23 protein-coding genes are annotated in these 19,093 nt (G+C 69.2%); 13 read left to right on the top strand and 10 right to left on the bottom strand.

Features of this window, described 5'->3' with window-relative positions; genetic code table 11:
• Window positions 1–311: 311 nt before the first annotated feature.
• From TU34_RS04765 to TU34_RS04755, 3 genes are all read left to right on the top strand, one after another.
• Window positions 312–578 (top strand): type II toxin-antitoxin system Phd/YefM family antitoxin, encoded by a 267-nt coding sequence (locus TU34_RS04765; RefSeq protein ID WP_162486042.1) that lies wholly within the window; start codon window positions 312–314, stop codon window positions 576–578.
• Window positions 578–988: a type II toxin-antitoxin system VapC family toxin gene (locus TU34_RS04760; RefSeq protein WP_045821697.1), complete on the top strand. Its 411-nt coding sequence runs from the start codon at window positions 578–580 to the stop codon at window positions 986–988. The genes TU34_RS04765 and TU34_RS04760 overlap by 1 nt, the downstream gene beginning before the upstream one ends.
• Before the next feature lie 79 nt (window positions 989–1,067).
• On the top strand, window positions 1,068–1,508 hold the full coding sequence (locus TU34_RS04755; RefSeq protein ID WP_150116398.1) for a hypothetical protein: 441 nt from the start codon (window positions 1,068–1,070) through the stop codon (window positions 1,506–1,508).
• A gap of 105 nt (window positions 1,509–1,613) precedes the next feature.
• Here the strand turns inward: TU34_RS04755 and groL are convergent, their stop codons facing one another.
• The gene (gene groL / locus TU34_RS04750; RefSeq protein WP_045821695.1) at window positions 1,614–3,239 is read right to left on the bottom strand and encodes a chaperonin GroEL; all 1,626 of its coding nucleotides are present in this window, start codon (window positions 3,237–3,239) and stop codon (window positions 1,614–1,616) included.
• Between the two features lie 454 nt (window positions 3,240–3,693).
• On the opposite strand from groL, the gene TU34_RS04745 reads away from it, so the two are divergent.
• Window positions 3,694–4,521: a type IV toxin-antitoxin system AbiEi family antitoxin domain-containing protein gene (locus tag TU34_RS04745; protein ID WP_045821694.1), complete on the top strand. Its 828-nt coding sequence runs from the start codon at window positions 3,694–3,696 to the stop codon at window positions 4,519–4,521.
• Window positions 4,522–4,598: 77 nt separating this feature from the next.
• Here TU34_RS04745 and TU34_RS04740 read toward each other — a convergent pair whose 3' ends face one another.
• Both TU34_RS04740 and TU34_RS23875 read right to left on the bottom strand, forming a co-directional pair.
• Complete coding sequence (locus TU34_RS04740) at window positions 4,599–5,717, bottom strand: LLM class flavin-dependent oxidoreductase (RefSeq protein WP_045821693.1); 1,119 nt, start codon at window positions 5,715–5,717, stop codon at window positions 4,599–4,601.
• Window positions 5,714–5,884, bottom strand: a complete 171-nt coding sequence (locus TU34_RS23875) for a hypothetical protein (protein WP_160298506.1) — start codon at window positions 5,882–5,884, stop codon at window positions 5,714–5,716. Before TU34_RS23875 ends, TU34_RS04740 begins: the two co-directional genes overlap by 4 nt.
• A 134-nt stretch (window positions 5,885–6,018) precedes the next feature.
• Between TU34_RS23875 and TU34_RS04730 the strand changes: the two genes are divergently transcribed.
• Window positions 6,019–7,209 carry an LLM class flavin-dependent oxidoreductase gene (locus TU34_RS04730; RefSeq protein ID WP_045821691.1) on the top strand — a complete coding sequence of 397 codons (1,191 nt, stop codon included), beginning with the start codon at window positions 6,019–6,021 and terminating at the stop codon, window positions 7,207–7,209.
• Window positions 7,206–8,579 carry an NtaA/DmoA family FMN-dependent monooxygenase gene (locus TU34_RS04725; RefSeq protein WP_045821690.1) on the top strand — a complete coding sequence of 458 codons (1,374 nt, stop codon included), beginning with the start codon at window positions 7,206–7,208 and terminating at the stop codon, window positions 8,577–8,579. The genes TU34_RS04730 and TU34_RS04725 overlap by 4 nt, the downstream gene beginning before the upstream one ends.
• A gap of 4 nt (window positions 8,580–8,583) precedes the next feature.
• Here TU34_RS04725 and TU34_RS24045 read toward each other — a convergent pair whose 3' ends face one another.
• A complete protein-coding gene (locus tag TU34_RS24045) occupies window positions 8,584–8,964 on the bottom strand; it encodes a GNAT family N-acetyltransferase (RefSeq protein ID WP_052688739.1) in 381 nt (126 codons plus the stop codon).
• Window positions 8,961–9,980 (bottom strand): pirin family protein, encoded by a 1,020-nt coding sequence (locus tag TU34_RS04715; protein ID WP_045821688.1) that lies wholly within the window; start codon window positions 9,978–9,980, stop codon window positions 8,961–8,963. The genes TU34_RS24045 and TU34_RS04715 overlap by 4 nt, the downstream gene beginning before the upstream one ends.
• Window positions 9,981–10,090: 110 nt before the next feature.
• Here TU34_RS04715 and TU34_RS04710 point away from each other — a divergent pair, with 110 nt between their 5' ends.
• Complete coding sequence (locus tag TU34_RS04710; RefSeq protein WP_045821687.1) at window positions 10,091–10,546, top strand: carboxymuconolactone decarboxylase family protein; 456 nt, start codon at window positions 10,091–10,093, stop codon at window positions 10,544–10,546.
• On the opposite strand, the gene TU34_RS04705 is transcribed toward TU34_RS04710, so the two are convergent.
• On the bottom strand, window positions 10,521–11,579 hold the full coding sequence (locus TU34_RS04705) for an FAD-dependent monooxygenase (RefSeq protein WP_052688738.1): 1,059 nt from the start codon (window positions 11,577–11,579) through the stop codon (window positions 10,521–10,523). The genes TU34_RS04710 and TU34_RS04705 overlap by 26 nt on opposite strands.
• Complete coding sequence (locus TU34_RS22895; protein WP_052688737.1) at window positions 11,576–11,791, bottom strand: hypothetical protein; 216 nt, start codon at window positions 11,789–11,791, stop codon at window positions 11,576–11,578. Before TU34_RS22895 ends, TU34_RS04705 begins: the two co-directional genes overlap by 4 nt.
• Before the next feature lie 71 nt (window positions 11,792–11,862).
• Here TU34_RS22895 and TU34_RS04700 point away from each other — a divergent pair, with 71 nt between their 5' ends.
• Window positions 11,863–12,366, top strand: a complete 504-nt coding sequence (locus TU34_RS04700) for a MarR family winged helix-turn-helix transcriptional regulator (RefSeq protein WP_082079852.1) — start codon at window positions 11,863–11,865, stop codon at window positions 12,364–12,366.
• 8 nt (window positions 12,367–12,374) lie between these two features.
• Here TU34_RS04700 and TU34_RS04695 read toward each other — a convergent pair whose 3' ends face one another.
• Window positions 12,375–12,959 carry a TetR/AcrR family transcriptional regulator gene (locus TU34_RS04695; protein ID WP_238981167.1) on the bottom strand — a complete coding sequence of 195 codons (585 nt, stop codon included), beginning with the start codon at window positions 12,957–12,959 and terminating at the stop codon, window positions 12,375–12,377.
• Window positions 12,960–13,053: 94 nt separating this feature from the next.
• On the opposite strand from TU34_RS04695, the gene TU34_RS04690 reads away from it, so the two are divergent.
• Window positions 13,054–14,421, top strand: a complete 1,368-nt coding sequence (locus tag TU34_RS04690; RefSeq protein ID WP_065973494.1) for an MFS transporter — start codon at window positions 13,054–13,056, stop codon at window positions 14,419–14,421.
• An 80-nt stretch (window positions 14,422–14,501) separates the two neighbouring features.
• On the opposite strand, the gene TU34_RS04685 is transcribed toward TU34_RS04690, so the two are convergent.
• Window positions 14,502–14,768, bottom strand: a complete 267-nt coding sequence (locus TU34_RS04685) for a lipopolysaccharide assembly protein LapA domain-containing protein (protein WP_045821685.1) — start codon at window positions 14,766–14,768, stop codon at window positions 14,502–14,504.
• Window positions 14,769–14,979: 211 nt separating this feature from the next.
• On the opposite strand from TU34_RS04685, the gene TU34_RS04680 reads away from it, so the two are divergent.
• The 4 genes from TU34_RS04680 to TU34_RS04665 all read left to right on the top strand — a co-directional run bounded on the left by TU34_RS04680 (window position 14,980) and on the right by TU34_RS04665 (window position 18,782).
• Complete coding sequence (locus TU34_RS04680; RefSeq protein ID WP_045821684.1) at window positions 14,980–16,152, top strand: acyl-CoA dehydrogenase family protein; 1,173 nt, start codon at window positions 14,980–14,982, stop codon at window positions 16,150–16,152.
• A 58-nt stretch (window positions 16,153–16,210) separates the two neighbouring features.
• Window positions 16,211–17,335: an acyl-CoA dehydrogenase family protein gene (locus TU34_RS04675; protein ID WP_045821683.1), complete on the top strand. Its 1,125-nt coding sequence runs from the start codon at window positions 16,211–16,213 to the stop codon at window positions 17,333–17,335.
• 57 nt (window positions 17,336–17,392) lie between these two features.
• Window positions 17,393–18,259 (top strand): SDR family oxidoreductase, encoded by an 867-nt coding sequence (locus TU34_RS04670; RefSeq protein WP_045821682.1) that lies wholly within the window; start codon window positions 17,393–17,395, stop codon window positions 18,257–18,259.
• 61 nt (window positions 18,260–18,320) lie between these two features.
• Window positions 18,321–18,782, top strand: a complete 462-nt coding sequence (locus TU34_RS04665) for an SRPBCC family protein (protein ID WP_045821681.1) — start codon at window positions 18,321–18,323, stop codon at window positions 18,780–18,782.
• Between the two features lie 54 nt (window positions 18,783–18,836).
• On the opposite strand, the gene TU34_RS04660 is transcribed toward TU34_RS04665, so the two are convergent.
• Complete coding sequence (locus TU34_RS04660; RefSeq protein ID WP_150116397.1) at window positions 18,837–19,046, bottom strand: hypothetical protein; 210 nt, start codon at window positions 19,044–19,046, stop codon at window positions 18,837–18,839.
• Window positions 19,047–19,093: the final 47 nt, after the last annotated feature.

Genomic DNA, 19,093 nt, shown 5'->3' with positions numbered 1-19,093 from the left:
CGGCATCTCCCCTGAAACGGACACGATGCGAGACATTCAATCGTCTGCCACCGACAAACACGCGGCATGAGGCGGATATGTAGGACGAATGAACGACAAACCTGAGTCGCGGAGGAAGTCGGCATGCTTGGTAGCGACACCATCTGGGCTTCGGGCATCGCCGACAGCGTCCACTTCAGCGGGAGTGCGGCGACTCCGCACTCCGTGAACGCCCCAACCGATCGCCACGCCCACTGAATCGACCCGAAAGGCGTAGCGCCCTACTGGAGGCGTCATCGATTCGTAGTACAAGAAGTACTACGATTGATCTCGTGACCACCGTTCCCGTGCGCGAGCTGAATCAACAGACTGCGGCCGTGCTGGCGCGAGTGAAGTCCGGTGAGCAGATCGAGATCACCGAGCGCGGTGTCGTTGTCGCCGTGCTCGCGCCCCCATCGCCGCACCCGCTCACCGATCTCATCGGCGCGGGCAAAGTCGTCCCGGCGACACAGTCCGGACCCCTGCCCGGGCCCACCGGACCCATGCACGACGACTCCTCCGACCTGCTGCGCGAGATGCGCGAGGACGAACGCTACTGATGATCTACCTCGACACCTCGGCCGCGGTGAAGCTGATCCGCCGCGAGCCGGAGTCGCGCAGCCTCACCGAATGGATCAACGCGTCCGACAAGGGATTGGTGTCGTCGGCATTGCTCGAGATCGAGCTCGTGCGAGCTGCGCGACGGTTCGGCGAATCCACCTTCGTCGGTTCCGCTTTCGCACTCCTCGACCGCGTCGCCTGTCACGAGATCGACAACGACGTACGGCGAGCGGCGGCCGCGTTCACCGATCCCCTGCTGCGATCGCTCGACGCCATCCACCTGGCGACGGCCCGCGACGCCTTCGACGGTGTGGTGACGGACTTCTGTTGTTACGACCGGCGGTTGGCCGACGCGGCGCGCGACGTCGGGCTCTCGGTGGCGGCGCCCCGCGACAACCTCAGCCGCTGATTCGTCGCCTCTGTGCCGTACTGCACATGTGACCGATGTCGTATTCCGTTTCGGCGCCGACAAGCGTGTAGTCGAGTGCATGAACGCAGTTCGGCATGAGCGCATCATCGACGAGCGACGGCGGCGGCGCATCGTTCGCTGGTACTACGCGACGCACCTGATTGCCTTCATCGGAGTGATCTTCGGCTTCCTGATCCGCTTCGGGCCTCCCGCCGACCTGGCATACGCGGCCGGGATGACGCTGTGGCTCGGGGGTTTCGGGGCATCGTCGGCGTCGCTGCTGACCGGTGGTCTGCTCGGGATCTACGAGACGTCGACATCGGTGACGACGATCAAGGTCACCGCTGCACTCGTCTCGCTCCTGTCGGGATTTCTGATCTACGGCCTCGGCATCATCACCACCCCAGTGCTGCTGCTCGCCGGGGTTCTCCTGCGCGCCCTCGTGATGTGGGTTCAGAGACGACTCAGCGCGTTCCTGCGACCGTTCCCGCCTGACGCGACCGTTGCGACGGTCGCGTAGGGGCGAAACGGTCGCAGGAACGCCGAAAGCCGGCCACCGCGAACGGTGACCGGCCTTCGGTTGTGTCTGATGAGTCAGACTGTCTGTCGAGTCAGACGGGGGGGATCAGAATCCCATCCCGCCCATCTCGTCGCCACCCGGCATCGCCGGGGCCGGGTTCTTCTCCGGCTTGTCGGCGACAACGGCCTCGGTGGTGAGGAACAGGGCCGCGATCGAGGCTGCGTTCTGCAGCGCCGAGCGGGTGACCTTCACCGGGTCGTTGATGCCTGCGGCGAGGAGATCCTCGTACACGCCGGTGCCGGCGTTGAGGCCGGTGCCCAGCGGGCTGTTGCGGATCTTGTCGGCGACGACACCGGGCTCGAGGCCCGCGTTGAACGCGATCTGCTTGGCCGGGGCCTCGAGCGCGACGCGCACGATGTTGGCACCGGTGGCCTCGTCACCCTCGAGCGACAGACCGTCGATGGCCGGCTCCGACTGCAGCAGGGCCACGCCACCACCGGCGACGATGCCCTCCTCGACGGCGGCCTTGGCGTTGCGCACGGCATCTTCGATGCGGTGCTTGCGCTCCTTGAGCTCGACCTCGGTCGCAGCGCCGGCCTTGATGACCGCGACGCCGCCGGCCAGCTTGGCCAGACGCTCCTGCAGCTTCTCGCGGTCGTAGTCGGAGTCGCTGTTCTCGATCTCGCCACGGATCTGCGAGACACGACCGGCGATGGCGTCGGAATCGCCCGCGCCCTCGACGATGGTGGTCTCGTCCTTGGTGACGACGACCTTGCGCGCGGTACCGAGCAGCTCGATGCCCGCGCCCTCGAGCGAGAGGCCGACCTCTTCGCTGATGACCTCGCCACCGGTGAGGATGGCGATGTCGGCCAGCATGGCCTTGCGACGGTCACCGAAGCCGGGGGCCTTCACGGCGACCGACTTGAAGGTGCCACGGATCTTGTTGACCACCAGGGTCGAGAGCGCTTCGCCCTCGATGTCCTCGGCGATGATCAGCAGCGGCTTGCCGGCCTGGATGACCTTCTCCAGCAGCGGCAGCAGGTCCTTGACGGTCGAGACCTTGCCCGAGACCAGCAGGATGTAGGGATCCTCGAGGACCGCTTCCTGACGATCGGCGTCGGTCACGAAGTAGCCCGAGATGTAGCCCTTGTCGAAGCGCATGCCCTCGGTGAGCTCGAGCTGCAGGCCGAAGGTGTTGGACTCCTCGACCGTGATGACGCCTTCCTTGCCGACCTTGTCCATGGCCTCGGCGATGAGCTCGCCGATGGACGGGTCGCCCGCGGAGATACCGGCGGTGGCAGCGATCTGCTCCTTGGTGTCGATCTCCTTGGCGGACTTCAGCAGCGACTCGGTGACGGCCTCGACGGCCTTCTCGATGCCGCGCTTGAGGCCCAGCGGGTTGGCGCCGGCCGCGACGTTGCGCAGGCCCTCACGCACGAGCGCCTGGGCGAGAACGGTGGCGGTGGTGGTGCCGTCGCCTGCGACGTCGTCGGTCTTCTTGGCGACCTCCTTGACGAGCTCGGCACCGATCTTCTCGTAGGGATCCTCGAGCTCGATCTCCTTGGCGATGGACACACCGTCATTGGTGATGGTGGGGGCGCCCCACTTCTTCTCCAGAACGACGTTGCGACCCTTGGGTCCCAACGTCACCTTGACGGCGTCGGCGAGGCTGTTGAGACCCCGCTCGAGGCCGCGACGGGCCTCTTCGTCGAACGCGATTTGCTTGGCCATGCGAAGTGATCCTCCGATAGGGGGTGACACTGAAGTTCGTTGGCCGGACTCGGTGCCCGCGACGGACGACCGGGGGTGTCAGTGAAGACCCGATCTCACCGTTCCGACCTGGCACTCCCGGTTCGAGAGTGCCAACTGCCTTTTTAGCACTCGCCCATGGCGAGTGCAAGGTCGCGGCGACGGGTGACGCGACGTCGGGAGAAACGATTCCGCAAAGCCGCCATGGCCACGTGAAATCCGGCCCGATCACCGCATCCACGCAGCCCAAGCCCCTCGGGGAATCGACTGAGATGTGCCGCTCTCGTGCACGCCAACGCCACGTGAGCGATCGCGCGCACGAAACAGGCACATCTCAGTCACCGGCCTGTGCACAGATCGGCGGGAGTCCCCAGAACCGGCCCGTCACCGCGCTCGGAACGGGGTTCGGCGCCCGGGGCCGCCGACACTGCTCGTCATGTCCGATCTCGACCCGGTGGTCCGCGCATCGCGCGGCGTCGTCTCCCGGCAGCAGCTGGCGGACCTGGATGTGGGCGATCCCGAGATCCGGCGACTCGTGCGCCGCGGCACGATCCGTCGCCTACGCCCCGGATGGTTCGCCGCGCCCCACGCCGACCCGATGGTGGTCGAGGCCGTCTCGGCGGGCGGGATTCTCACGTGTGTCTCCGCCCTTCGACGACACGGACTATGGGTTCCTGAGCACGAGAAGAAGCTGCACATGCGGCCCGCCCATCGGAAGGTCCGGCTCGCGTCGGGATGCCGCGTGCACGGATCCATCCCGCCACCGACGGCCGCCGTCGACGATCTGCTGTGCTCGCTCGCCTACGCCGCGCGGAGCCTCGACGCCGAAGGGCTCGTCGTGGTGTGCGACTCGGCGCTGAACTCCCGACACGCCACCATCAAGGAGATCACGTCCGCCCTGGCACCCGCCCCTGCACGCACCCGTGCCCTGGTCGACCGATGTGACGGCGGCGCGCAGTCGGGGACGGAGACGATGGTGCGTCTCCGGCTGCGTTCGCGGAACATCTCCGTCACCCCCCAGCCCCGCATCGCGGGCGTCGGTTTCGTGGATCTACTCGTTGGGGATCGCCTGGTCGTCGAATGCGACAGCCGCGAGTACCACACCGGGATCGAGCGATACGAGAACGACCGGGCACGAGATCGAACGCTGATCGAGCTGGGCTACCTCCCGCTGCGACTGAGTTATCGGCAGATCGTCCACGACTGGTCTGCCACCGAAGCCGCGATCCTGACCCTCGTACGACGCGGTGACCACCGGCGGTGACTGAGATGTTCCTCTCTGCTGCACGGCATCGCCCCACATGCGACGCCTGCCCGCTCAGAGCGACATATCAGTCATGTTCAGGCCAGACCCCACTCCTTGGCGAGGAGCTCGTGGGAGCGGAGGCGGTCGTCGAAGCCGTGGGTGACGCTGGTGACGACGAGTTCATCGGCGCCGGTGGCGGCGGCGAGGGTGCGGAGACCGTCGGCGACCGAGGGCGCGTCGCCGACGAACTGGGTGCGCACGCGGTCGTCGACGACGGCCTGCTGGGCCTCGGTGAGCGGTTCGGTGACCGCGGGGTCGGGATAGGGCACGGCGCCACCACCGGCGCGGATGCTGTGGACCCACGGCCCGAAGCTCGAGGCGAGTTCGCGGGCGGTGGCGTCGTCGTCGGCGACGACGACATCGGCCGACACCACGACGTAGGGCTCGGCGAGGGTCTCCGACGGCACGAAGGCCTCGCGGTAGGCCGCGACCGCGTCGAGGGCCGTCGAGGGGGTGATGTGGTAGCTCGCGACGAACGGCAGACCGCGTCGGCCGGCCACCTCGGCGCTCTGGCCCCGACTGCTGCCGAACACCCACACCTCGACCTCGGCGTGCTCACCGGGCACCGCCGAGAAGTGCTCGCCCCCGACCTCGAAGGTGCCGGCGAGCAGCGCGAGGACGTCGTCGACGGCCCCGGCGAAATCGGGTTGCTGCGCCGGTGGCGGCAGCAGAGCGGTCGCCGCCGCGGCCATCCGAGGCGACCCGAGCTGTTTCGCCGCGGAGAAGGGCCGGGGCACCAGCACCCCGTCGACGAGCCGATCGTCGGTCACGGTCGGCGGACGCGGTGGCGCTGATCCCGCGGTGGCCTCGGCGCGACGCTGACCCGACCGCCCGATTCCGAGGTCGAGGCGTCCCGGGTGCAGGGCGTCGATGGTGCCGAACGCCTCCACCACCGACACCGGCGTGTGGAACCCGATCTGAACGGCCGCGGCCCCCACGCGGATGCGGTCGGTCGCCGCGGTGACGAGCGCGATCGCCGTCGGCGGCGACGAGCTGGCCACGGCGACGAAGTGGTGTTCGGCGAGCCAGAAACGCTTGTAGCCCAGGCTCTCCGCGTGCTGCGCCAGGCGCACCGAGTTCCGCAGCGCGTCGGCCGGGGTGCCCCCCTGCGAGATCGGCGACAGGTCCAGCACCGACAACGGGATGGCGGTCATCGCTCGTCGATTCCCGGGACCCCGTCGGTCCGCGTTGCCAGGGCGGCTCGCGACGACGGCCACACCGAGTGTGCGTCGGGGTTGAGCGCTGCGGCGGCCGAGAGCAGGTCGACCGCTCGCAACCGCGTCAGCCACGACGGACGCAGGACACCGATGGAGACAGACATGGATCCAGTGAGCGCCGTCGCGGCCGATCTCGCGACGGTTGCGTTCACCGTGATTTGTTCTCCGCGCGAACGGAATCGTCACCAGCACCCTGGAGTTGACCCGACGACAACCGCTACCAGGAGGTGAGGTCCGCGTGTCCGCGAGCCCCGAGCAATCGATCCATGTCGGCGTCGCGCTGGGTGGCGCGGGACGACACCCGGCCGCCTGGCGTCTCGACTCGGCCCGCCCCACCGAGTTGGTGAGCGCGCGGTACTGGATCGATCAGGTGCGTCTCGCCGAGCAGGGGCTGCTCGACCTGGTGACCATCGAGGACTCGTTCTCCCTCTCGGACTCCTCCTCGGGTCCGGCCGCCACCGCCGACGGGCGCGTGGATCTCGCGGTCGGACATCTGGACTCGACGCTAGTCGCCGCCCGCGTCGCCCTCGCGACCGATCACGTCGGACTGATCCCGACGGCGGTCACCACCCACACCGAGCCGTTCCACGTCTCGAAGGCCATCGCGAGCCTCGACCACGCGTCGCACGGTCGGGCGGGAGTCCGCCTGCGGATCTCGCACCACGCGGGCGACACCGCGCTGTTCGGACGCCGCCCCGGCGCCGAACCCGTCCCCGACCTGCTCGCCGAGGCCGCCGATCACGCGGAGGTCCTGCGCCGCCTGTGGGACAGCTGGGAGGACGACGCGGAGATCCGCGACGTCGCGACCGGCCGTTTCATCGACCGGGACAAGCTGCACTACATCGATTTCCGGGGTGCGTTCTTCTCGGTGCGCGGACCGTCGATCACGCCGCGACCGCCGCAGGGCCAACCGATCATCGCGGCGCTGAGCCACACCGGCGACGTGCACCGCTTCGTGGGCAGCTCGGCCGACCTCGCGTTCGTGACCCCCACCGACGTCGCCGACGCGCGCGGCATCGTCGCCGAGATCGACCGGGCCCGCGTCGAGGCCGGCCGCGACGACGCCGTGCGCGTGCTGGCCGATCTGACCGTGTTCCTCGGCGACACCCGCGCGCAGGCCCGGGCGCACCGCGATCGACTCGACGAGTGGCTCGGCACCGAGTTCACCGACGACGCCGCGGTGGTCGTCGGCACTCCCGCCGACGTCGCCGACCGGATCGCCGAGCTCGTCGACCCCGAGACCGGGGTGGTCGGTGTCCGCCTGCGACCGGGCGCCGTGCCCCTGGACCTCGAGGCGATCGTGGCCGGCGTGGTCCCGGAACTGCAGCGACGCACCCTGTTCCGCACGCACTACTCCGAGGAGACCCTCCGCGGGCATCTCCGACTCCCCCGCCCCGCCAACCGCTACGCAGGACTGGTGACAGCATGAGCACCCCCGAGAAGAATCGCCGCCGTCAGGTACATCTCGCCGCGCACTTCCCCGGCGTCAACAACACCACGGTGTGGAGCGATCCCGCGGCCGGCAGCCACATCGACATCGAGTCGTTCGTCCACTTCGCGCGGACCGCCGAACGCGCCAAGTTCGACTTCCTGTTCCTCGCCGAGGGGTTGCGGCTGCGCGAGCAGAACGACCAGATCTACGACCTCGACGTCGTGGGCCGCCCGGACACGTTCACCGTTCTCGCCGCACTCGCCGAGGTGACCAGCCACCTCGGCCTCACCGGCACCATCAACTCGACGTTCAACGAGCCGGTCGAGGTCGCGCGGCAGTTCGCGAGCCTCGATCACCTCACCAACGGCCGGGCGGCGTGGAACGTGGTCACGTCGTGGGACGAGTTCACCGGCCAGAACTTCCGTCGCGGGGGTTATCTCGCCAAGGACGCCCGCTACACCCGCGCGCGCGAGTTCCTCGATGCCGCACAGCGACTGTGGGATTCGTGGGACGACGGCGACATCGTCGCCGACAAGGCCACGGGCCGGTTCCTCCGACGACCCGACGCGGGCGCGTTCTCGTACGCGAGCAGCCAGTTCGACATCACCGGCCGGTTCTCGGTGCCGCGCAGTCCGCAGGGACACCCGGTCATCTTCCAGGCGGGCGATTCCGAGGAGGGCCGTGACTTCGCGGCCGAGACCGCCGACGCGATCTTCTCCCGGCACGGGACCCTCGATGCGGGGCAACAGTTCTACGCCGACGTGAAGGGCAGGCTCGCGCGCTTCGGTCGCGAGCCCGACGACCTGCTGATCCTGCCCGCGACGACGTTCGTGATCGGTGACACCGACGCCGACGCCGCCGATCTCGCCCACGAGGTGCGCCTGGCGCAGGTCAGCGGTCAGACCGCGATCAAATTCCTCGAGCAACTGTGGAACCGGGATCTCTCCGACCACGATCCCGACGGCCCGCTGCCGGCCGTCGATCCCATCCCGGGCGAGAACACCGTCGCGAAGGGGCGGGCCAGCGTGCGCATCCACCGCGATCCGCGAGACGTCGCGGCGGAATGGCGGCAGTTGGCCGAGGCGAAGAAGCTCACGACGCGCGAGCTGATCGTGGAGGTGACCGGTCGGCAGTCGTTCATCGGCTCGGCAGAGACCGTCGCGGACACCATGATCGAGTTCGTCGAGGCCGACGCGTGCGACGGCTTCATCCTCGTCCCCCACCTCACCCCCGGGGGCCTCGACCGGTTCGCCGACGAGGTGGTCCCGCTGCTCCAGGAACGCGGCGTGCACCGTGAGGACTACACCGGCACCACCCTGCGACACCATCTCGGTCTCGCGGACGTGCGGCCCCGGGTCGAGGCCTGAGTCCTCAGGCGGTCTGCTCGCGCAGGTCGTCCATGATCTGCTGGGTGGGGCGGTCGACGATGTCGGCGAAGTCGTCATGCTTGCGCAGGTAGGCGGCGAACAGCGGACACCCCGGCACCACGCGGGTTCCGTTGTCGCGCATGGCCTCCAGCGCGCCGCGGACCAGCAACGTCCCCAGTCCACGACCGCCGAAGGCGTCGTCGACCTCGGTGTGGAAGAAGACCCGCTGCGCGCGGCCGGAATCGTCGGTGCGGTCGCGGTACAGCGCGAAGCCCACCACGGAGCCGGTGCCGTCGCCGGTGTCGACGGAGATCTCGAATCGCTGCATCGCCGGGTTGTCGGCGATCTCGGCCCGGGCGCCGGTCTTGTCGGTCGGCATGGTCATCGGCCTCTCGTGGAGCCGGCGTGCGGCGCCGGGTTGGCGCGCGGGCGCAGCGTGGTGGTCGGCATCTCGGGAGCCGGGATACGCGGGTGCGGCCCACGGTATCCCTCGACGGTCCCGAATCGGACGTCGCCGGCCTCCCACTGCGCACGATAGGAGGCGATCTCGTCGTGGGTGCGTCCGACGAAGTTCCACCACATGATGATCTCCTCGGTGAACGGCTCGCCCCCGACGAGCAGTACCCGACCCGACGTGTCGGATCGGTTGGCGACGACGACGGTCGGCGACCCGACGCCGACGAACCCGAGTTCGCCGACCGCGAGCGACTCGTTCTCGACGGCGATGTCACCCCGGTCGCTCAACACGCCGTGTTCGTGCGTCGGAGCGACCTCGAGCGTCACGGTGGTGTGCGCGGGCAGCACGATCTCCGCGCCGACCAGTGCGGTCGCGGTCCGCACCGGTGAGTCCGCCCGCACGCGCTCGTCGCCGACCCGCATCCCCACGTCGCCGAGGAACACCCGCATCTGCGCGTCGCCGGCGGTGACCGGTTCGGGGGCGAAGTGGTCGAAGCCGTGGTCGTCGTCGCGCACGGCATCGGGCAGTGCCAGCCACAGCTGCGCCCCGTGGAGGATCGTCGTGTCCGGGGTGGACACCTCGGAGTGGCTGATGCCGTGACCGGCGGACATGAGGTTGAGCTCACCGGGGCGCACCATCGCGTGGACGCCCGCGGAGTCGTGGTGCTCGATCTCGCCGGTGAACAACCAGCTGACGGTCTGCAGACCGGTGTGGGGGTGCGGCGCCACGTCCATGCCGGCCGATGTCGACACGTCCTCGGGGCCGTAGTGGTCGATGAAGCACCACGCCCCGATCAGCGACCGTTGTCGCTGCGGCAGCGTCCGACGGACACGCATCGCGCGCGGACCGCCCAACGGCACCTCGCGCGCGGTGATGACCTCGACGCCGCCGCGCGGGTCGGCCACGCACTCCTGAGACACCGGGTGCTCTTCGAGATTGCTCATCGCCGTCCCATCCGCTCGCTCACGCCGCGTCTATGTTGATGCGTGAGTGAACGATACGCCGGTGATCCCACCTGCGGCGTACGCCCACCGAGCCACCTACAGGAGTCGCGATGGACCTCCCGCACATCTACATCGACAAGCAGTCCCCCGAGGCGTACCGGGCACTGGGTGGGGTCGCCGCCGCGGTGTCGGACACGGCACACGGCGCCGATCTCCCGCGCATCCTGGTGGAGCTGATCAACCTGCGGGTGTCGCAGATCAACGGATGCGCGTTCTGCCTGGAGTTGCACTCGCGCCGCGCGATCGCCGCCGGCGAGACCGTGGGGCGCATCGCGACACTGCCCGCCTGGCGCGAGACCGAGCTGTTCGACGAGACCGAGCGCGCGGCACTGCTGCTGGCGGAGACGGTGACGACCCTGCCGCTGCACGACGTGGCGGAGATCCACTACGAACGGGCCCGCGCCACGCTCACCGACGACCAGGTCTCGGCGGTCATCTGGGTCGCCATCGCCATCAACGCGTTCAACCGGGTCTCGATCCTCAGCCGACACCCCGTCCGGCAGTGACCGGCGCGTCGGCGTAGATCGGGTAACTCGGCAACACGAAATCCTTGCCCGCCCGCGAGAGCAGACGGTGCTCGACCCGCGAACGCACCGCGGGTCGCGCGAGCAGGGTGTGCACGGCTCGCAGCACCCGCAGGCCGCGCGTCGTCCGCGGCATCACCATGCGGGAGTTGCCCGACGACGGGGTCTGGACCGACTCCGCGTACGGGCGGATGATCCGTTCGTATGCGGTGAAAGCGCGGCGATGGTCGATCACGTCGCCGGTGCGGGCCGCGTCGAGTTCGCCGGCGAGGACGTAGGCGCCCACCAGCGCGAGCGTCGTCCCCATACCGGTGGGGCCGCCCGCCCACGCCGCGTCGCCGACGACGATGACCCGTCCTCGGGAGTAGGTCGGCATCACCACCTTGTCGGTGCGTTCCATGTAGAACTCCTCCGGCGCGGCCTCGAAGCCGTCGAGGATGCGGTCGGTCTCCCACCCGACGTCGGCGAAACGGTTGCGCAGCACCGTCATCTGCGCGGCGTGACCGAGACGGTCGAGGCCGAGATCCGGCGCCAGGAAACCGAGGTTCGCTCGGATCGTGCCCGTGTTGTCCGGGCGGAGGCCGACCATGCGGCTGTCCCGCGCGGTCATCCAGCGCCACCAGTCGTCGTCGGCGGCGGTCCGGGCGATCGTGCCGTAGGCGATGTAGAGGCCACGGCTGATCGTGCCCACCTCGTCGCCGAACACGAGGTCGCGCGTCGTGGAGTTGCGCCCCTCGGCCACCACGACCAGGTCGAAGTGCTCGCGGGTGCCGTCGGCGAACGCGACGTCGACCCCGTCCCCGGGCCGGTCGTCGAGCGCGACGACGTGCGTCCCGAACCGGTGCTCGACCGTTCCCTCCGTGAGTCCCATCAGGATCTCGGAGAGCTTCCCGCGCAGGATCTCCAGCTCGGCGGTCGGCCCGTCGGCTCCCTCGAGGGCGGGCAGCTCGGCGTAGGGCTCGCCGCGGTGATCGAGGTAGCGGATACCCACCTCGCCGGTGGAGGCCGCTTTCACATCGTCGCGGATCCCATTGCGCGCAGCACCGCGTGACCGGCGTCGCGGATGTCGATGTTCTGTCCGGCCTCGCGGGGACGCGGCGCCCGTTCGACGAGCGTCACCGCGAAACCCGCCCGCTGCAGGGCCCACGCCTGCGCCGGCCCTCCGACACTGCCCCCGGTCACCAGGACTCGCGGTCGGTCACCCTCGTGTGCTCGTCGATCGGTCATGTCGTTCTCCCTCGCAGTGCGAATATATGTAGACAATCTAGCAATCAGTTTGTCGAATCACCATATTGACTATGCACTCGCCCGATGGTGGGATGTCCCCCATGCCCACCCGCGACACCTCGACCGGCGGGGACTCCTCCTACGGGGACCTCGACCCCGCGACCGTGGCCGTCCGCGACATGGTCGGCGCGTCGCGGGAGCTGGTCGGGCGCATGGCCGACCGGATGGGGATGAACCCCAACGACATGGCGGCGATCGCCGCGCTCGCACAGCGCGGACCGATGGGAGTGGCGGAGCTGGCCGCACACCTCGGTATCCGGTCGGCCTCGGCCACCGTCCTGGTGGACCGACTCGAACGCGCCGGACACGTCCGGCGGGTCCGCGACACCGTCGACCGACGCCGGGTGTCGGTGGTCGAGACCCCTGCCGCGCGGCAGGCCACGCACGCGGCGTGGAGTGCGACGATCAGCCGCATCGACGACGTCTGCCGCGCCCTCCCCGACGACGAACGCGAGGTGGTCCTCCGGTTCCTGTCCGACATCACCGAGGTCACCGCGGACAGCGGGAACGACTGAGCCGCAGGCTAGTGCGCGAGCACGCGCGCCGGCGCCATCGCGAGGACGTCGGCGACGAGGGAGTGCGCGAAGGCCTCGTCGGCGTGGAGCCCGAACACGACGTGGTGGTACAGCGGCGCCACGACGTGGTTGAGCACCTGCGCGACGGTCGGCACGGCCTCGCCGCGTTCGGCGGCGCGGGCCAGCATCTGTCCGGCCTGCTCGTCTCGGGTCTCCCAGCACGGGCACTCACCCGGGGTGCCCTGGCGGGCACTGACCATCGCGCGGAGGTAGACGATGCGCTCGGGTCGGGTGATGTCGGCGACGATGATGCCCGCCCACGCCTCGAGATCGCCGCGGATGGCGCCTGTGTCGGGCATGGGCTCGTCGCCGGTCAGCGCGGCGACCGCGACCTCCTCGAGGAGCGTGGCCACCCCGCCCCAGCGGCGATAGATGCTGGTGGGGTTCACCCCGGCGCGTTCGGCGACCTGCGGGACGGTCATCGTGTCGCGATGACCCTCGCTGACCAGCGCGCCGACCGCCGCGTAGACGTCGGCCTGCACGCGTGCGCTGCGGCCGCCGGGCCGTCGGGCAGAGGTGCGCGTGGGAGTCATGTCTGCCATTATTGCAAATCGACTGGCTTTAAGTCGGAACACGGTGCTACCTTCTCAAAAGCAACAATCACTGCTTTAAGCGAGGAGTAGCGACATGCAGCGACAGATCCCGCGGTCGGTGGCCTTCTGGCTGGTCGGCCTGACCTCGACGGTGGTGCTGTTGGCCTCGGCCGCGCCGTCGCCGCTTTACCCCGTCTATCAGCAGCTGTTCGGGTTCTCGGCCTTCACCCTGACCATCGTGTTCGCGGTGTACGTGCTCGCGCTGGTGGGAACGCTGCTCACCGTCGGATCGATCTCCGACCACATCGGTCGACGTCCCGTCCTCGCCGGCGCCATCGTCCTGCTGATCGTGAGCATGGTGGTGTTCCTGACCGCCGACGGTGTCGCGATGCTGATCGCCGCCCGGGTCCTGCAGGGGCTCGCGACCGGCGCACTGGTCGGCACCGTGAGTGCCGCCCTCGTCGACCTCGCCCCGACACCACATCTGGGGTCGATGGTCAGCACGGCCACCCCGCCCCTCGGGCTCGCGACGGGCGTGGTGCTCGCCGGCGTGCTGGTGGAGTACGCGCCGCTGCCGCGGGTGATCGTCTACGTCGTCCTGATCGTCGCCCTGGCTGTCCTGCTCACCACGATCGCGTTCCTGCCCGAGACCTCGCCGCTCCTCGGCTTCGAGTCGAGTTCACATGCGCTGGGGACGATCTCACCGAGTATCGCCGTGCCTGCCGACGTGCGTCCGGTGTTCTTCTCGGCGGTCCCGGCGATGCTCGCCACGTGGTCGCTCGGTGGGCTCTACCTGTCGCTGGGCTCGTCGATCACCGCGCAGATCCTCGGTGTCGCCAACCACGCGACCGGTGGCGCGATCCTGTGCGCCTTCTTCGGCAGCGCCGCCCTCGCGTCGACCGTCGCCTCCCGCGCGTCGACCACGATGAAGCTCGTCGTCGGGTACAGCGCTCTCGCCGGCGGGGTGCTGATCTCGATGTCGGCGGTCCTGGCCGAGTCGGCACCGGTGTACGTGATCGGATCGATCCTCGCCGGAATCGGTTTCGGCACCACGCTCCTGGGCATCATGTCGGAGATGGCGCGCGTCAGTGCGCCCTCGCAGCGCGCGCAGGTGTTCGCGGCGGTGTTCGCCGTCTGCTACACCGCGTTCAGCGTTCCCGCGGTGATCGCCGGCGTCGTCACCGGCCACGTGGGCCTGCGCGCGACCGCGGTGGGCTACGCGATCTTCATCGTGTCGCTGATCGCCGCGGCCGCGATCGCCGCTGTGGTGTTGCGCGACCGCGGCGAACTCCCGACCGACGACGGACCGTCAGGCGCGGGCGCGCTCGGCGGCCTTGGGCGTGACGACGCCCTTGTCGACGGCCTTGGTCACCCGCTTGCGCGAGAAGCGACCGACGCCGGTCAGGATGCGCGAGACGATGGTGCGGCGGCCCTTGCGGCGTTCGAGTCGGGCGCCCGCTGACAGGCTGAGCCGGGCGACGAGCGGCAGCGCGAACGCCACCAGCAGGTAGCGGTAGATGTAGCGCCGCGCCAGGAGCGGGATCACTTCAGCGCTCGGCGCGCACGGATCGAGCCCGAGATCAGCCAGGCGAGGACGGCGCCGACCGCCGCACCGATGAGCAGCGCCAGCCCCAGCCCGAGATCGAGCTGCCAGGCCAGGAACTTCACGCTCACCTTGTCGGTGTTCTGCAGCACGAAGGTCACCAGCGCGGCGATGACCACGACGGTCAGGACGAGGAGTACACCCGATCCGGCCCCGATGGAACGCCGGCGGGTGGGGCGGGAGGTCTCCGTGGTGGCGGCACTCATGGCGGTCCTGCTCTCTGTCCTGCGGAATCCGTCGTGGATCACCGTCACAACGGACGATGTCAAGAAGACATCTCGCCGACCGCTCCCGCGACATCACGAGAAGGTCTCGAAAGATCACGAAGCGATAACGGCGGCGGCGATCGTGTCCCGGTGTCCGCATGGAGGCCACCTGCGTTGACGTCCCGGGCCGAAGTGGGAGTAATAAGGAGCTATGCACCTCGCCCTCACCCCCGAAGAAGCGGACTTTCGCGATGAGATGCGGACGCTCTTCACCACGAAGATCCCCAAAGAGATCCGCGAACGCTCGGCTGCGGGAAATCTGAACTTCCCCGACGACATCGTCACCACGATGCGCATCCTCAACGAGGAGGGCATCGCGGTCCCGAACTGGCCCGTCGCCGACGGCGGCAAGGACTGGACCCCGGTGCAGCGCCACATCTGGCAGGACCAGATGAACCTCGCCGCCGTGCCCGAACCGTTGGCGTTCAACGCCGCGATGGTCGGACCGGTCATCGCGCAGTTCGGTTCGCAGGAGATCAAGGACCGCTTCCTGCCCGCGACGGCGAACCTCGACATCTGGTGGTGCCAGGGCTTCTCCGAGCCCGAGGCCGGCTCGGACCTCGCGTCGTTGAAGACGAAGGCCGTCCGCGACGGTGACCACTACATCGTCAACGGCCAGAAGACCTGGACCACGTTGGCGCAGTACGCCGACTGGATCTTCTGCCTGGTGCGCACCGATCCCGATGCACCGAAGAAGCAGGCCGGCATCAGCTTCCTGCTCATCGACATGAACTCCGAGGGTATCGAGCGGCGTCCGATCCAGCTCATCGACGGCGGCCACGAGGTCAACGAGGTCTGGTTCACCGACGTCCGCGTCCCGGTGGAGAACCTCGTCGGCGAGGAGAACGCCGGCTGGAGCTACGCGAAGTTCCTGCTGTCGAACGAGCGCGGTGGCATCGCCCGCGTCTCGTACAACAAGATCCGTCTCGCCCGGGCCAAGGAGATCGCGGCGTCGATCCCGACCCCGAACGGCTCCCTGCTCGACGACCCGTTCACCCGCGCCCGCTTCGTCGAACTCGAGAACGCCCTGCTGGCACTGGAACTCACCCAGCTGCGCGTGGTCGCCTCCGACGGCGACGGCAAGCCGAACCCGGTGTCGTCGGTGTTGAAGCTCCGCGGCAGCGAGCTCACCCAGGAGGTCACCGAGCTCATGACCGACCTGGCCGGTACCGACGCCCTGACCGTCTTCGACCCCGCCCTCGACGACGCCGAGTGGGCACACCTCGCCATGCCGACGTACCTCAACACCCGCAAGGTGTCGATCTACGGCGGATCGTCGGAGGTGCAGCGCACCATCATCGCCTCGGGGATCCTGGGTCTGTAGAGACCTGTCCACCGCACCCCACACATCTTTTCTGTACCCACGAAAGGGTCACTCCCCCATGGATTTCGAACTCACCGAGGAGCAGTCGCTCCTGCGCGACACCGCGCGTGAGGTGCTCGGCCGCGCCTACGACGTCGAGAAGCTCCGCGAGGTCGCCGAGACCGACCGCGGCTGGAGCGAGAAGGTCTGGAGCTCGCTCGCCGAGATCGGCATCCTCGGCCTCCCGTTCACCGAGGACGACGGCGGCGCGGGCGCCGGTTTCGCCGAGACCGCGGTCGTGGCCGGCGAATTCGGACGGTCGCTGGCCCCGGAGCCGTTCATCACCGGCATGGCGACGCCGGGTGTGGCGATCGCCGCGGTCACCGACGACGCCCTGCGCGGCGAGATCGTCGGCGCGGTCGCCGAGGGCGGGCTGGTGCTCGCCTACGCCCATGACGAGCCCGGCGACCGGTGGCCCACCGCAGCACTGGCGACCACCGCCACCGCCTCCGGCGACAGCTACACCCTGACCGGCACCAAGAGCCCCGTGCTCGCCGGCGACGTCGCCGGTAAGTTCGTCGTCACCGCCACGCTCGACGGCGCGCCCGCGCTGTTCCTCGTCGACGCCGACGCCAAAGGCGTGACCCGCACCGCGCTGCGCACCCACGACCGGCGTCGCGCCGCCCGGGTCACCTTCGACGGTGCGGCCGCGACCGCACTGCCGGTCGAGGACGCCGCCGCGGTGATCACGAAGACCGAGGTCGTCACCCAGACCCTCCTGTGCGCCGAGGCCGTCGGCGCCATGGAGCAGGCCCTGAACCAGACCACCGAATACCTGAAGTCGCGCAAGCAGTTCGGCGTGCCGCTCAAGACGTTCCAGGCACTCACCCATCGCGCGTCGAACATGTACGTCGAGCTCGAGCTGGCGCGCAGCATCAGCACCTACGCGACGATGCGTCTCGCCGACGACGACGTCGACCCGGCGACCGCATCACGCGCGAAGCTGCAGATCTGCCACTCGGCGCGTCTCATCGGCCAGGAGACCATCCAGCTCCACGGCGGCATCGGCCTCACCGCCGAGTACCCCGTGGGTCACGTGGTGAGCCGCCTGACCGCGATCGCCCACACCCTCGGTGGGTCCGACGATCACCTGCGCGCCCTGTCGGAGACTGTCGCCGATCACGACATGCTCACGCTGATCTGACGTCACCGATCGCCGCATTTGCGGACGATCGTCCAGACAGGTGTCTATTCTGACCGGATGATCGGTGATGTGTTGGTGGTGGTCGGCGTCGGTGGGATGGGCGAGGCCATCGCGCGTCGTCTGGGGTCCGGTCGTCCGGTGGTCCTCGCCGACCACGACGACGCCCGTCTGCAGGCGTTGGCCTCGGCCATGCGCCGCCAGGGCCACGACGTGCGCGACCACGCGGTCGATGTCAGCGACCGCGGGTCGGTGCGCGATCTCGCGGAGTTCGCCGCCGGGCTGGGCCCGGTGACCGCGGTCGCACATACGGCGGGCCTGTCGCCCGCACAGGCCTCGGCCGAGCGGATCGCGGCCGTCGACCTGGTGGGGATGGCCATCTCGCTCGACGAGTTCGGCGAGGTCATCGCACCCGGCGGCGCGGGGGTCTACATCGCCAGCATCGCCGGCCACATCTTCCGCGACGCCGTGGACTCCGCGACCGCCGCGACGTTCGCGACGGCACCGGCCGAGGACCTCGCGGGGGTCGGGCTGCTGTCGATGCCCGATGTCCCCGCCGACCTCGCGCGGGCGATGACCTACGGATACGCCAAGCGCGCCAACCAGATCTGCGTGCAGGCCCAGGCGCCGCGGTGGGGCGATCGCGGCGCGCGGGTCAACTCGATCAGCCCCGGGGTGGTGGCCACCCCGATGGGGTGGGACGAGTACGAGGCCGAGTTCGCCCACGACGCGTACAAGTCGATGGTGACCGACAACGCGGCCGGCCGGTTCGGGACCGCCGAGGACGTGGCCGCCGCCGCGGACTTCCTCCTCGACACCACGAAGGCGAGTTTCATCAGCGGTGTCGACCTGCTCGTCGACGGCGGGACCCTCGCCGGTATCGGCACCGGCCGCGTGTCGATGGGCCCGGCCGAGACCTCGGCGTGAACGTCGGGGCCGATAGACTCCCACTTCACGCATCGACACGTCCACCACCAGGAGACAACCCATGGCAGCACCGCTGATCGAGACCTCGACCGACATCGAGGCCACCCCCGAGAAGGTGTGGTCGATCGTCTCCGACCTCGCCCGCATGGGTGAGTGGAGTCCGCAGTGCCGCAAGGTGATCGTGCGTGGCGGGAGGACCCGACTCGGCGCGAAGACCATCAACGTCAACAAGCGCGGACTGCTGGTGTGGCCGACGACCGCCACCGTCACGCGCTTCGAGCCCGATCGTCAGATCGCCTACCGGATCACCGAGAACCGCACCGAGTGGGGATTCGAGATCACCCCCACCGACCGCGGGGTAACGCTGACCGAACGCCGGGTCGCGAAGAACGGCAAGACGACCGCCGCATCGGCGTTCCTCATCGGCAAGTTCATGGGCGGTACCGAGCCGTTCGACGACGAACTCGCCGAGGGCATGCGCGAGACCCTCGCGAAGATCAAGGCCGCCGCCGAACGCGGCTGAGAAACGGTGTCCGGGCCACGCGTGCCGGCGACGGCCTCGAGGCGATCCGTCAGCTCATCTCACTCGGCGAGCTTCGACACCGCCTGCCCACAGGAAGTACTTGTTGGTGCCGAGGTCCTTGACCATCGTGATGTTGAACGCCTCCTTGAGGAGTTCGGCGTGCCGCGGGCTGACCCCCTGCAGGGCGTCCACCGGCGCGTCGGCGAGCTCGTCGATCGGCTTGTCCTCGAAGGCCTTGTCGAACTTGTCCTTGAATCCGCTCATCTGACCCATCCCTCTCGTGGCGGTCGGCGCCGGGAAGTCGGCACCGT

The sequence above is a fragment of the Williamsia herbipolensis genome, assembly GCF_000964005.1.
GTDB lineage: Bacteria > Actinomycetota > Actinomycetes > Mycobacteriales > Mycobacteriaceae > Williamsia_A > Williamsia_A herbipolensis.
This window is presented reverse-complemented; position numbering and strand designations above follow the sequence as displayed.

Bases quoted from the DNA above. Each gene is read 5' to 3' on its own strand.
- TU34_RS04760 (WP_045821697.1), top strand. From the start codon at position 578: ATGATCTACCTCGACACCTCGGCCGCGGTGAAGCTGATCCGCCGCGAG.
- TU34_RS04755 (WP_150116398.1), top strand. From the start codon at position 1,068: ATGAACGCAGTTCGGCATGAGCGCATCATCGACGAGCGACGGCGGCGG.
- groL (WP_045821695.1), bottom strand. From the start codon at position 3,239: ATGGCCAAGCAAATCGCGTTCGACGAAGAGGCCCGTCGCGGCCTCGAG.
- TU34_RS04745 (WP_045821694.1), top strand. From the start codon at position 3,694: ATGTCCGATCTCGACCCGGTGGTCCGCGCATCGCGCGGCGTCGTCTCC.
- TU34_RS04740 (WP_045821693.1), bottom strand. From the start codon at position 5,717: ATGACCGCCATCCCGTTGTCGGTGCTGGACCTGTCGCCGATCTCGCAG.
- TU34_RS23875 (WP_160298506.1), bottom strand. From the start codon at position 5,884: ATGTCTGTCTCCATCGGTGTCCTGCGTCCGTCGTGGCTGACGCGGTTG.
- TU34_RS04725 (WP_045821690.1), top strand. From the start codon at position 7,206: ATGAGCACCCCCGAGAAGAATCGCCGCCGTCAGGTACATCTCGCCGCG.
- TU34_RS24045 (WP_052688739.1), bottom strand. From the start codon at position 8,964: ATGACCATGCCGACCGACAAGACCGGCGCCCGGGCCGAGATCGCCGAC.
- TU34_RS04715 (WP_045821688.1), bottom strand. From the start codon at position 9,980: ATGAGCAATCTCGAAGAGCACCCGGTGTCTCAGGAGTGCGTGGCCGAC.
- TU34_RS04710 (WP_045821687.1), top strand. From the start codon at position 10,091: ATGGACCTCCCGCACATCTACATCGACAAGCAGTCCCCCGAGGCGTAC.
- TU34_RS22895 (WP_052688737.1), bottom strand. From the start codon at position 11,791: ATGACCGATCGACGAGCACACGAGGGTGACCGACCGCGAGTCCTGGTG.
- TU34_RS04700 (WP_082079852.1), top strand. From the start codon at position 11,863: ATGCACTCGCCCGATGGTGGGATGTCCCCCATGCCCACCCGCGACACC.
- TU34_RS04695 (WP_238981167.1), bottom strand. From the start codon at position 12,959: ATGACTCCCACGCGCACCTCTGCCCGACGGCCCGGCGGCCGCAGCGCA.
- TU34_RS04690 (WP_065973494.1), top strand. From the start codon at position 13,054: ATGCAGCGACAGATCCCGCGGTCGGTGGCCTTCTGGCTGGTCGGCCTG.
- TU34_RS04685 (WP_045821685.1), bottom strand. From the start codon at position 14,768: ATGAGTGCCGCCACCACGGAGACCTCCCGCCCCACCCGCCGGCGTTCC.
- TU34_RS04680 (WP_045821684.1), top strand. From the start codon at position 14,980: ATGCACCTCGCCCTCACCCCCGAAGAAGCGGACTTTCGCGATGAGATG.
- TU34_RS04675 (WP_045821683.1), top strand. From the start codon at position 16,211: ATGGATTTCGAACTCACCGAGGAGCAGTCGCTCCTGCGCGACACCGCG.
- TU34_RS04670 (WP_045821682.1), top strand. From the start codon at position 17,393: ATGATCGGTGATGTGTTGGTGGTGGTCGGCGTCGGTGGGATGGGCGAG.
- TU34_RS04665 (WP_045821681.1), top strand. From the start codon at position 18,321: ATGGCAGCACCGCTGATCGAGACCTCGACCGACATCGAGGCCACCCCC.
- TU34_RS04660 (WP_150116397.1), bottom strand. From the start codon at position 19,046: ATGAGCGGATTCAAGGACAAGTTCGACAAGGCCTTCGAGGACAAGCCG.